Here is an 11,212-nt window from a genome sequence, read left to right as displayed (position 1 = left end):
ACTATGGTAGGAATCTATCTTTAGAAAGTAAAATGATTGGGGTGCGCCCACTGATTTGGGGCAAAGTTGCACCAGGTCAGGGGTGGCGTGACCTGCGGGTTTATTTGGCAGCGGTGCAGGATGGCGCTATCTGGCACCGCTGTTATTTAAAGCCCCTGGTCACAGGGGGAGGGACCTAGTGCAGGATGGCCGGGACACAAAGAAAACCGCCGCCAACGCGAAAAACGATGACGGCGGTGCCCTAAAGAGAGTCAGTTACTCAGTGGGCAGGCCTTGCTCCACCCATTCGGTGGTGCCACCAAGCACGTTGATGGCCTCCCAGCCGCGGACATTCTCTAGGTATTCCGCGGCCTGGGCGCTGCGGCCACCGGAGCGGCAGATCAGGTAAATCGGCTGGTCAGGGTCGATTTTGTCTGCCAGGTGGGTGAGGTTGCTCAACGGCAGGTTCACAGCGCCTTTGGCATGGACCTCGTTAAACTCGTCGACCTCGCGGACGTCGATCAGCTGGGCATTGTCGGGAACATCTTTTACATTAACTTCCTTCATGCTGCCCAAGTTTACGCGGTTTTAAAGCCTGCGCAGGAAAGTAAAGACCTTAGTTTTCGGTCTTGGCTTCCTTCTCGGCCTCAAGGTTCTCGCGAGAGTTGTCGCCAACCTTCTTGAACTGGTCAAGGGAGTCCTGCAGGATGCGCTCTGCCTCTTCGCGGTTGCCCCAACCGGAACCGGTGACGTGCTTGTTTGGCTCGAGGTCCTTGTAGTGGACGAAGAAGTGCTCGATTTCGTCCTTGGTGAAGTCGTCGACATCGTCGATGTCCTTGTACTTCTCGTAGCGCACGTCGTCGAGAACGCAGAGTAGCTTGTCGTCGCCGCCAGCCTCGTCGGTCATCTTGAACACACCGATGGGGCGGGCGATCACGGTCACGCCTGGGAATACGGGCTCTGGGGTGATGACCAGCGCGTCGAGTGGGTCGCCATCGTCGGCAAGCGAGTTGTCGATGAAGCCGTAGTCCGCAGGGTAGGCCATGGGGGTGAACAGGTAGCGGTCCAGGAAGATCTTGCCGCTTTCGTGGTCCACTTCGTACTTGTTGCGCGAACCCTTAGGGATTTCGATGATGACTTCAATGGCCATGGGGCGTACTCCTTTATCTATAGGCGTGAAAATCATGTTCTACCTTACCTTGCGTATGCTGGTTGCTTGTGAGTGGGAAGAAAACAGTGGCAGCAATCGCGACAGTGGTCGCCCTCGGCGGGGTCGGCGCCGTCGCGGGCACGGGCTATTACGTGCATTCGGAACTCTCCGAGCTTGAGGTTGCGCCCGCATATAGCCTGCCCGCGGCCACGGACATCCTGGTCCCCGCCACGCCAGACCCGGTCGACCGGGAGGCGCTGACCGCCACTTTGCAGGCGCTTGCCGACGATCCCGCCCTGGGCACGTTCCACGCCCGCGTTTCCGACGGCTTTACTGGCGAGGTGCTTTTCGACGCCGCCTCCGAACAACCGTTGACCCCGGCTTCCTCGACGAAGATTCTCACCGCCGCGGCGGCCTTGTACACGCTGGATCCCACGGATCGGATCACCACCCAGGTGGTGCGCGGTGCCAATGAGGGCGACGTGATCATCAAGGCCGCCGGCGATGTGTGGTTCACCGAGGACACCGTTGTGCAGCTGGCCGAGCAGATCGGCCAGGCCAACGCGGTCTTCGTCGATACGCGTGCGTGGGCAGGCCAGGAAGAAATGATGCCCGAATGGGACCCCGAAAACGTGGACTCCGGGTACGTGGCGCCGCTCCAGCCGGTGATGATCAACGGCGGCCGCATCGGGGCGACGGAGGGGGACGTGCCGCGCTCCCACACCCCGGCGCTGGACGTGGCGCAGGCCGTGGCTGACCAGGTGGGCGCAACCACCGTGGGCTTTTCCGAGGCTCCCGAAACCGCCGAAGTTGTGGCCGAAGTGGAGTCGCCGGAGCTGATCGAGCGCCTGCGCGTGATGATGAAAGACTCCGACAACGTCATGGCCGAAGCCATCGGTCGTGAGGTCGCCGCCGAGGTGGTCGGGGACAGTAGCGCTGTGGTCAACGCTCCGCAGCACACCCTCGACGTGCTGGGCGAACGCGGCTTCGACCTGACCGACGTCACCCTTGCCGACAACTCCGGTCTTTCCACCGTGAACAAGATCACGCCGGCGCTACTCGACGACATCCTCGCCCGCAGCGCCGGCGAGGCCTCCGGCGAACTAAAACTGTTGCTGACCACCCTGCCCGTCGCCGGCGGTGAAGGCACCCTGACCACCCGCTACGGCGACCTCCAGGGCAAAGGCTGGGTGCGTGCGAAAACCGGCACCCTCACTGGTGTTAACGCCCTGGCCGGCACCGTGACCAGCGACAAAGGCAACGTGTACACTTTCGCGTTTCTCTCCAACGGTGTGGAGATCGACCCGGCGCGCCAGGCGATGGACACGATGGCCTCGGCCCTGCGCGATTTCTGATGGACCCGTTCTGGCCGCGTCACTCGCCACACTTCTTGGCGTGTCGGCAGGCGGTGCGCCGGTGGGAGGGCCCGGCAGTGGTGGGGCTGTCCGGCGGGCCTGATTCGCTGGCCTTGGTGGCCGCGGCCGCCGCGGAGAAGAAGGACGTGGAGGCGGTGGTTGTCGACCACGGCCTGCAGGAAGGATCCGCCGCTATCGCCGAGCAGGCCGCGCAGCAGGCCCGTAGCCTCGGGGTGCCCGCGCAGGTTGTCGCGGTGGAGGTCGCGCCGGGCAATGTGGAGGCGCAGGCCCGCGCTGCCCGCTACGCCGCTTTGCATGAGGTCGCCGGGGCGCGTGACATTTGGGTGGGGCATACCCGCGACGATCAGGCGGAGACCCTGCTGTTGACGGCGTTGCGCGCGCGTCCCATGGGGATGAGTGAGCGCACCGGCCAGGTGGTGCGCCCGCTGTTGGGCGTCCGCCGCGCGGACACGGTGGGCGCGTGCCAGGAACTTGGCCTGGAGTTCTGGGAGGACCCGATGAATGCCGATAGTGCTTATCGACGAGTGCGGGTCCGCCAGGAAGTACTGCCCCTGCTTGCGGAGGTCCTCGGTGGGGATGCTGTCGAACCGCTGGCACACGCGGCTGAGCAGCTGGTCGCCACGGAAGATTTCCTCACGCCTTTGGCGCAGCCCACAACCGATTGCGCTGCTCTTGCCGCAGATCACCCCGCGGTGCGTGAGCGCAGAATTGCCGCGTTGTTGCACGAGAGTGGGGTAGTGCCCAGTGCGTCGTCGATAAGCGAAATTGCGCGGCTGTGTACGCACTGGCGCGGGCAAGGCCCGATCCCGGTGGGCGGCGGGCTGGCGGTGGTGCGCGAGGGTGGGCGCTTGGTGCTGGCGGGGCAGAAATAAACGGATAAAAACCGGCTTATTTGATGCGGCGTCGGTAGTGTGGGTGGGACCATGATCGAGTTCGACAATGTGACCACGACATACCCCGGCGCGACGACCCCCGCCGTAGAGTCGTTTAGCTACGCCATCACAGGCGGGGCGACCACCGTGATTGTCGGACCGTCCGGCTGCGGCAAGACGACTCTGCTGCGCATGATTAATCGCATGGTGGACCCGACGGCGGGCCAGGTGCGCATCGACGGCAAAGACATCGCCGAGGAGGACGCGGTGCAGCTGCGCCGCTCCATCGGGTATGTGATGCAGAACTCTGGCCTGTTGCCGCATAAGACGGCGCTGGAGAACGTGGCGGCGGTGGCTAGGCTGTCGGGGGCGAGCAAAGGCGAGGCGCGTGAGCGAGCGGCGCAGTGGTTGGAGCGCGTGCACCTGGATGCGGCGCTTTTTGATCGCTACCCGGCGGAGCTGTCGGGCGGTCAGGCGCAGCGCGTCGGGGTGGCGCGCGGGCTGGTCGGGGATCCTGCGATCGTGCTGATGGATGAGCCCTTCGGCGCCGTTGACCCGGTGGTCCGGCGTGAGCTGCAGCGCGAGATCCTTGAGCTGCAGCAGCGGTGGAGTAAGACGATCGTGCTGGTCACCCACGATATCGATGAGGCCTTTTTGCTTGGCGACGATATCGTCTTGCTTGGCGAACGCGCCCGCATTCAGCAGGCCGGCACCCCGCATGATTTCATCACCAACCCCGCCAACGGGCAGGTCCGCCACTTTGTTGGGATGGATTCCCGCCAGCTCCACGTGGAGCGCCGCGATGGTGTTGAGGTGGTCGTCGATACGCGTGGCAAGGTCGTGGGGCTTTACGACGATGGGGCCAAACGCCTATGAGGTGGGACTGGATCGAAACTAATTTCCCGCGGATCTGGGACCTCACCGTCGACCATCTGATGCTGGCGATCCCGGCGATCGTGGCGGCGTTCGTACTGGCCTTGCCGATTGGGTGGGTGGCGCACCGCTACCCGCGGGTGCGTGAGTGGGTGGTGGCGGCCACCAGTTTGCTGTACGTGATCCCTTCGCTGGCGCTGTTCATTATCTTGCCGCTGATCCTGGGTACCTCGATGCTGTCTCCCATCAACGTGGTGGTAGCCATGACCTTGTATGGGCTAGCGCTGCAGGTCCGTTCCACCGCCGACGCTTTCGACACCGTGCCGGATAGTGTGCGCCAGTCGGCGATCGCCATGGGTTATGCCATCCCGCGGCGCATCGCTAGTGTGGACCTGCCCTTGGCGGGTCCTGTGATTTTGTCAGGCCTGCGCGTGGTGTCGGCGTCCACGATCTCGCTGATTTCGGTGGGCGCGCTGATCGGTGTGCAGTCGCTGGGCACCTTGTTTACCGAAGGATTCCAGCGCAATTTCCCCACCCAGATCATGGCCGGCCTGATTGGCACGGTGCTCTTGGCGGTGGTCGTGGACTTGGTGCTGGTGATCGTCGGCAAGTGGCTGATGCCCTGGACCAGGTCGAGGAGGGCAGCCCGATGAACTTTCTTGTCGAAGCGTTGAGCTTCATCACCACCGCCGAAAACTGGTCCGGGGACCAGGGGATCGGGGCGCGCATGCTTGACCATGTGCTCTACACGCTCGTGGCGGTGGGGATCGCGGCGCTGATCGCGCTGCCGGTGGGGATCGCCATCGGGCACAGCGGGCGCGGAGCCAACGTGGTGGTCGCGCTCTCAGGGGCGATGCGCGCGCTGCCATCGCTGGGCCTGCTGACCTGGCTGACACTTGAGATGAGCATCGGGGTGCGCATGCCCATCGTCCCCTCCATTATCGTGCTAGTCATCCTGGCGATCCCGCCGATCGTCGCCGCCACAGTCTCCGGATTCGTCGCCATCCCGCGCGATGTGGTGGACTCCGCGCGGGCCTCTGGGTTTTCCGAAGCCCATATCGTGCGCGCGGTCGAACTTCCGCTGTCCGCGCCGGGCATCGTCGGCGGTATCCGTTCTGCGACCGTCCAGGTCATTGCGACGGCCACCATCGTCGCCTATATCGGGCTGTCGGGCCTGGGGCGCTACCTCATCGACGGGTTAGCGCTGCGGGATTATCCCCTCATGCTGGCAGGCGCCATTCTCGTCGCTATCCTCGCACTCATCTTTGACCTCATCCTCGCTGCCGGTCAGAAGCTGGCGCAACCGAAAGGAATCAGGCAGTCATGACACACTTCTTCTCACTCCCCGCACGGCGTTCCCCGCGCGCTCCGCTGGCCGTGGCCGCACTTGCCGCGACCGGCCTCACCGTCACCGCGTGCGCGACCGAGGACCCGCTGGCCACCGACCAGGCCGGTGGTGGCGGAGATGGTGGCGCGGACACCATCACGATCGGCACCGCCAACTTCCCTGAATCCGAAATCATCGGCCAGGTGTGGGCGGAGGCGCTGCGCGAGGCCGGCTTCGACGTGGAGGTCACCTCCGGCATTGGTTCGCGGGAGGTGTACCTGTTTGCCCTGGAAAACGGCGAGGTAGACATCGTGCCCGAATACACCGGCAACCTCTCCCAGTTCTACGGGGCGGACATCGAGCAGGGCGCCGACGCTGAGGCCGTGTACGCGGAAGTTGAAAACGCGCTGCCCGAAGGCCTGGAAGCCGGCGACTACGCCCCGGCCGAATCCAAAGACGCCTACATGGTCACCCCGGAAGTTGCCGAGCAGTATGACCTGACCACGCTCTACGACCTCTCGGCGATCGACTCCATCGTCCTAGCCGGCAACCCCGAACTGGCGGAGCGCCCCTACGGCCCGCAAGGCCTCGACGAGGTGTATAACGTGCCGGCAGACTCCATCACCATGAACCCCATTTCCGACGGCGGCGGCCCCCTGACCGTCGCCGCACTCCTGCAGGGAGAAGCCACGGTAGCCGATATCTACACCACCTCGCCCCACCTGGACTCCAACGGGAACGAGGTTGAGCTGGTGAAGCTGGAGGACCCAGAAAACATGATCCTGCCACAGAACATTCTGCCCATCTACACCGCCGGCGGTGTGCCACAGGAAGCCCTCGACGCGCTCGCTGCGATCAACCGCGACCTGACCACGGAGGACCTCACAGAGATGAACCTGCGCAACGTTGGCAACGAAAAGGCGGAGCCGTCCGTGATCGCCACGGACTATATTGCCGCGCGCTAGGGGCGGGCACGGTTTCCCCACTTAGTCAGCAATAACTAGACTAAGGGCCACAATTCCCAGCAGCCACAATTCAGCGAGTATTCGAGGGCGTCCATGACTAACATGCATGACAAGAAAGACTTCAACGTACCTGCCAACCGCTACGGCGACGATGTTGAAGCGGTCCTAATCACCCAGGAAGAAATCCAGGAGCGCATTCAAGAACTTGCCGACGTGGTGAACAAGCAGTACGCCGACAGCGAAAAGGACCTCATCCTCGTCTGCGTGCTCAAGGGCGCGGTGTTCATGCTCACTGACTTCGCACGCGCCCTGTCTATCCCTTCGGAGATGGAGTTCATGGCGGTGTCGTCGTACGGCAACTCGACCACCTCCTCGGGCGTGGTGCGCATCCTGAAGGACTTGGACAAGGAGATCGCCGACCGCGACGTCCTCATCGTCGAAGACATCATCGATTCCGGTCTGACCTTGAGCTGGCTGATGAAGAACCTGCGTGGCCGCCACCCCCGCTCCCTGCGTGCGATCACGCTGCTGCGCAAGCCGGAGATCCAGACGGCGGACGTGGACCTGTTGGACATCGGTTTCGATATTCCTAACGAGTTCGTGGTGGGCTATGGCCTGGACTATGCGGAGCGCTACCGTGACCTTCCGTTCGTCGGCACGCTACATCCGCGTGTGTACAGCGACAATCATTAGGCCAGGCTTGACACATGGGAACGAAAACCCCGGGTGAACCGTTACACTCAGTAGCTACTTTTCCGGTTGACGAAAGTATTCAATGAAAAATTCGAAAGTCTTGCGCTACGGCATCATCGCAGCCGTAGTGCTGATGATTTTGTACCTCTTTACGCTGCTTGGCGACGACACCCGCAGCTTCCAGCGCGTGGAAACCTCCATTGCGATGGAGCAGCTTGAGAACCAGAACGTCAAAGAGGTCCAAATCGATGACCGCGAGCAACGTCTGCGACTCACCCTCAACGAGCCCATCACGGTAGAAGAGCGTGAGGGCGTCGAAGAGATCATGACGCAATACCCCGCGCGGACCACCCCTCAGGTGTTCGACGCGGTGACCAACTCCGGCGCTGAAGAATACACGACGAATGTCACGCAGGATTCCTTCCTGATGAGCATTCTGAGTTTCATGCTGCCGATGATCCTGATCTTCGGCTTGCTCTTCTTCTTCATGTACCGCATGCAGTCCGGTGGCATGTTCGGCATCGGCGGCTCCAAGGCCAAGGAGATGACGAAGGACAACCCGGACACCACCTTCAAGGACGTGGCAGGTGCCGACGATGCCGTCGACGAGCTGCAAGAAGTGGTGGACTTCCTCAAGGACCCCTCCATCTACGAGAAGCTGGGCGCGAAGATCCCGCGCGGCGTGCTGCTCTACGGCCCTCCTGGCACGGGTAAGACCCTGCTGGCCCGCGCCGTTGCAGGTGAGGCCGGCGTGCCGTTCTACACCATCTCCGGTTCAGACTTCGTCGAAATGTTCGTCGGCGTGGGTGCCTCGCGCGTGCGTGACCTGTTCAAGCAGGCCCGCGAGAACTCGCCGTGCATCATCTTCATCGATGAGATCGACGCGGTGGGTCGCCAGCGTGGCTCCGGCATGGGTGGCGGACACGATGAGCGCGAGCAGACCCTGAACCAGTTGCTCGTCGAAATGGATGGTTTCGGCGACCGCGAAGGCGTCATCCTGATGGCCGCGACGAACCGCCCCGACATCCTCGACCCAGCCCTGCTTCGCCCGGGCCGCTTCGACCGTCAGATCCCAGTGACCAACCCGGACCTAGCGGGACGCGCCCAGATCTTGAAGGTGCACGCGGAGGGCAAACCGCTTGCCGACGACGCCAACCTCGACTCTCTGGCCAAGCGCACCGCCGGCATGAGCGGCGCCGACCTAGCCAACGTGCTCAACGAGGCAGCGCTGCTCACCGCGCGTATCGGTGGCAACGTGATTACCGCCGACGCCTTAGAAGAGGCGACCGACCGCGTGATCGGTGGACCACGCCGTTCCTCGCGCGTGATCTCTGAGCGCGAGAAGAAGATCACCGCCTACCACGAAGGCGGCCACACCCTGTCCGCCTGGGCGCTGAAGGATATCGAGCGCGTGTACAAGGTGACGATCCTCGCCCGCGGCCGCACCGGCGGACATGCGATGACCGCCGCCGAGGACGACAAGGGCATGTACAACCGCGACGAGCTCTACGCCCGCCTGGTCTTCGCCATGGGTGGACGTGCCGCCGAGGAGCTGGTCTTCGGCGAGGCCACCACGGGCGCTTCTGCCGATATTGAGCAGGCCACGAAGATTGCGCGCGCCATGGTTACCGAATACGGCATGAGTGCGAGCCTGGGCACCGTGAAGTACGGCGATGAGCAAGGCGACCCTTTCTCTGGCCGCGGTGGCGGGGGATCCCTGGATTACTCCCCGCACGTCGCCGAGACGATCGACCGCGAGGTCCACGCGCTGATCGACGCCGCCCACGAGCGCGCCTACACCATCCTGCGTGATCACCGTGAGTACCTGGACACCCTGGCGACCAAGCTGCTGGAGAAGGAAACTCTGCGCCGCCCGGACCTGGAAGTGATTTTCGACGACATCGATCCACAGCCTTCGGGCCTGGAGCTTCTCGACGAGCGCTTCCCACAGCAGGCCGGGTACGAGCCAGTGAAAACCCCCGTGGAATTTGCCGAGGAACGCGGCGAAGAGCCACCGAAGCAGTTCTCCCTGCTGGAGGCCTCCCGCGCGGCGCGTGCCAAGCGCGAGAAGGAACGCGAGGAGCAGGCTAAACGCAACGCTGGGGCTCCGAATCCGGCGGGTGCTGGTTCCACCGCCATCGGCGCTGGCAAGCAGCCCGGCCAGAACGCGCAGCCACCACGCTATGACGGTGAGCAGCCACCAGCCGGGTGGCAGGTGCCAGGTGGCGCATGGCCAGGCTCCCAGAACCAGCCAGCGCAGCCAGCACAACCAGCGCAGCCGGAGCAGCAGCCTCCCCAGCCTGCGCAGCAGCCACCCGCCGAACACCCTGGTGTGAAGAACTATGGTTCCGGCGAGCCGGGCCAGCAACAGCCAGAGGAGGAAATCGGTTTCCGCCTGCCGGAGCACGAGCGCCCCGACCACGCCTGGCCGTCTGAGGAAAAAACAACGCAGATGCCGAAGGTGGACCCCACCGAGGTCGCACGACCAGAAGCACCTGAGCCACAACTACCGGATGACCCGGCAGGCCAGGCTGATAGTGACGACCCCGGAAAGCACCGGAGGGACTAAACCATGGACAAGAACCCCAATATCCCCGCAGTCGCTGACTTCGATCACGCCCGCGCTGAAGCCGCGGTGCGCGAGTTGCTCATCGCCGTGGGCGAGGACCCGGACCGCGCGGGCCTGCAGGACACGCCTGCTCGGGTCGCGCGCGCCTATGCCGAAACTTTCGCCGGGCTGCACGAAGACCCCACGGAGGTCCTCGGCACCACCTTCGCGGAGAACCACCAGGAGTTGGTGCTGGTGCGCGACATCCCGATTTACTCCACCTGCGAACACCACCTAGTGCCCTTCTACGGCAAGGCGCATATCGGCTACATCCCGAACAAGGAGGGCAAGGTCACGGGCCTGTCCAAGCTGGCCCGCCTAGCGGACATGTACGCGAAACGCCCCCAGGTCCAGGAACGTCTGACCAGCCAAATCGCCGACGCCCTCGTCGCTAAGCTTGAAGCCCAATCGGTGATTGTCGTCATCGAATGCGAGCACATGTGCATGGGCATGCGTGGCATCCGCAAGCCGGGTGCCATCACCACTACCAGTGCGGTGCGCGGCGGTTTCCAGCGCAATGCGGCCTCCCGCGCCGAAGTTCTAAGCCTGATTAGGGGATAACAATGGTTACAGTTGCAGATCTTTCCACGCCCGGCCGCACCATGGTCATGGGCATCGTCAATGTCACCGAGGACTCATTTTCGGACGGCGGGCAGTGGCTCGCCCTCGACGACGCCGTGGCCCACGCGCACGACCTCGTCCGCCTCGGCGCCGACATGATCGATGTGGGCGCCGAATCTACCCGCCCGGGCGCGACCCGCGTCGACCCCGAGGTGGAGGCGCAGCGGGCATCGGCGTTGATCAAGGTGCTTCACGACGAAGGCATCCGCACCTCTGTGGATACGATGCGTGCCTCTACCGCGTTGGCGGCCGCCGAGGCCGGTGTGGACATGATCAACGATGTGTCCGGCGGACTCGCCGACCCACAGATGTATAACGTGATGGCTGACACGCAGTTGCCGGTGTGCCTCATGCACTGGCGCACCGTCCAGTCGGGCGAGTTCGGTGATGCGGCCGGTTCCGCCGATCACGGCGGTGATGTGGTGCGCGACGTCCATGAGATGCTGGGCCGCCTCGTCGATAATGCGCTAGCTGCAGGCGTGGAGCGCAACCAGATCGTGCTGGACCCTGGCCTGGGCTTTGCCAAGACCGCCGCCGATAACTGGGCGCTGCTCAACGCGCTGCCTGAGTTCATCAATAGTGAATTCCCGCTGCTGGTGGGTGCGAGCCGCAAGCGTTTCCTCACCGGGATCCGCGCCGCCCGCGGCCTAGAGCACGGGCCGCTCGACGCGGATCCGGCCACCGCGGCCGTCACCGCCTTATCCGCCCAGCTGGGCGCGTGGGGTGTGCGCGTGCACGAGGTCGCCGT

General features: G+C 63.8%; 12 protein-coding genes. 10 read left to right on the top strand and 2 right to left on the bottom strand.

Annotated features, from left to right (window positions below):
- Positions 1-255: 255 nt before the first annotated feature.
- Both ACHFGA_RS07880 and ACHFGA_RS07875 read right to left on the bottom strand, forming a co-directional pair.
- A complete protein-coding gene (locus ACHFGA_RS07880; RefSeq protein ID WP_394281850.1) occupies positions 256-546 on the bottom strand; it encodes a rhodanese-like domain-containing protein in 291 nt (96 codons plus the stop codon).
- A gap of 49 nt (positions 547-595) precedes the next feature.
- Positions 596-1,129 (bottom strand): inorganic diphosphatase, encoded by a 534-nt coding sequence (locus tag ACHFGA_RS07875; protein WP_394281849.1) that lies wholly within the window; start codon positions 1,127-1,129, stop codon positions 596-598.
- Positions 1,130-1,197: 68 nt separating this feature from the next.
- Between ACHFGA_RS07875 and dacB the strand changes: the two genes are divergently transcribed.
- The 10 genes from dacB to folP all read left to right on the top strand — a co-directional run.
- The gene (gene dacB / locus ACHFGA_RS07870; RefSeq protein ID WP_394281848.1) at positions 1,198-2,484 is read left to right on the top strand and encodes a D-alanyl-D-alanine carboxypeptidase/D-alanyl-D-alanine-endopeptidase; all 1,287 of its coding nucleotides are present in this window, start codon (positions 1,198-1,200) and stop codon (positions 2,482-2,484) included.
- Positions 2,484-3,377 (top strand): tRNA lysidine(34) synthetase TilS, encoded by an 894-nt coding sequence (gene tilS, locus ACHFGA_RS07865; RefSeq protein WP_394281847.1) that lies wholly within the window; start codon positions 2,484-2,486, stop codon positions 3,375-3,377. The genes dacB and tilS overlap by 1 nt, the downstream gene beginning before the upstream one ends.
- Before the next feature lie 51 nt (positions 3,378-3,428).
- Complete coding sequence (locus ACHFGA_RS07860; RefSeq protein WP_394281846.1) at positions 3,429-4,253, top strand: ABC transporter ATP-binding protein; 825 nt, start codon at positions 3,429-3,431, stop codon at positions 4,251-4,253.
- On the top strand, positions 4,250-4,903 hold the full coding sequence (locus tag ACHFGA_RS07855; RefSeq protein ID WP_394281845.1) for an ABC transporter permease: 654 nt from the start codon (positions 4,250-4,252) through the stop codon (positions 4,901-4,903). Before ACHFGA_RS07860 ends, ACHFGA_RS07855 begins: the two co-directional genes overlap by 4 nt.
- Entirely contained in the window at positions 4,900-5,577 is a 678-nt protein-coding gene (locus ACHFGA_RS07850; protein ID WP_394281852.1) for an ABC transporter permease, read from the top strand. Before ACHFGA_RS07855 ends, ACHFGA_RS07850 begins: the two co-directional genes overlap by 4 nt.
- Complete coding sequence (locus ACHFGA_RS07845) at positions 5,574-6,542, top strand: ABC transporter substrate-binding protein (protein ID WP_394281844.1); 969 nt, start codon at positions 5,574-5,576, stop codon at positions 6,540-6,542. Before ACHFGA_RS07850 ends, ACHFGA_RS07845 begins: the two co-directional genes overlap by 4 nt.
- A 102-nt stretch (positions 6,543-6,644) precedes the next feature.
- The gene (gene hpt, locus ACHFGA_RS07840) at positions 6,645-7,235 is read left to right on the top strand and encodes a hypoxanthine phosphoribosyltransferase (protein ID WP_394281851.1); all 591 of its coding nucleotides are present in this window, start codon (positions 6,645-6,647) and stop codon (positions 7,233-7,235) included.
- An 82-nt stretch (positions 7,236-7,317) separates the two neighbouring features.
- Positions 7,318-9,804, top strand: coding sequence for an ATP-dependent zinc metalloprotease FtsH (gene ftsH, locus ACHFGA_RS07835; protein ID WP_394281843.1), 2,487 nt, complete (start codon positions 7,318-7,320; stop codon positions 9,802-9,804).
- Positions 9,805-9,807: 3 nt separating this feature from the next.
- Positions 9,808-10,404, top strand: a complete 597-nt coding sequence (folE, locus tag ACHFGA_RS07830) for a GTP cyclohydrolase I FolE (RefSeq protein ID WP_394281842.1) — start codon at positions 9,808-9,810, stop codon at positions 10,402-10,404.
- Positions 10,405-10,406: 2 nt separating this feature from the next.
- Positions 10,407-11,212, top strand: an 806-nt coding sequence (gene folP, locus ACHFGA_RS07825; RefSeq protein WP_394281841.1) for a dihydropteroate synthase, incomplete at its 3' end; no start/stop codon positions are given.

The organism is Corynebacterium sp., assembly GCF_043426755.1.
In the GTDB taxonomy this organism is placed as follows: domain Bacteria; phylum Actinomycetota; class Actinomycetes; order Mycobacteriales; family Mycobacteriaceae; genus Corynebacterium.
This window is presented reverse-complemented; position numbering and strand designations above follow the sequence as displayed.

Excerpts from the sequence above, each read along its gene's own strand:
- ACHFGA_RS07850 (WP_394281852.1), top strand. The coding sequence starts at position 4,900 with ATGAACTTTCTTGTCGAAGCGTTGAGCTTCATCACCACCGCCGAAAAC.
- tilS (WP_394281847.1), top strand. The coding sequence starts at position 2,484 with ATGGACCCGTTCTGGCCGCGTCACTCGCCACACTTCTTGGCGTGTCGG.
- folE (WP_394281842.1), top strand. The coding sequence starts at position 9,808 with ATGGACAAGAACCCCAATATCCCCGCAGTCGCTGACTTCGATCACGCC.
- ACHFGA_RS07845 (WP_394281844.1), top strand. The coding sequence starts at position 5,574 with ATGACACACTTCTTCTCACTCCCCGCACGGCGTTCCCCGCGCGCTCCG.
- ACHFGA_RS07860 (WP_394281846.1), top strand. The coding sequence starts at position 3,429 with ATGATCGAGTTCGACAATGTGACCACGACATACCCCGGCGCGACGACC.
- ACHFGA_RS07855 (WP_394281845.1), top strand. The coding sequence starts at position 4,250 with ATGAGGTGGGACTGGATCGAAACTAATTTCCCGCGGATCTGGGACCTC.
- ACHFGA_RS07875 (WP_394281849.1), bottom strand. The coding sequence starts at position 1,129 with ATGGCCATTGAAGTCATCATCGAAATCCCTAAGGGTTCGCGCAACAAG.
- ftsH (WP_394281843.1), top strand. The coding sequence starts at position 7,318 with ATGAAAAATTCGAAAGTCTTGCGCTACGGCATCATCGCAGCCGTAGTG.
- ACHFGA_RS07880 (WP_394281850.1), bottom strand. The coding sequence starts at position 546 with ATGAAGGAAGTTAATGTAAAAGATGTTCCCGACAATGCCCAGCTGATC.
- hpt (WP_394281851.1), top strand. The coding sequence starts at position 6,645 with ATGCATGACAAGAAAGACTTCAACGTACCTGCCAACCGCTACGGCGAC.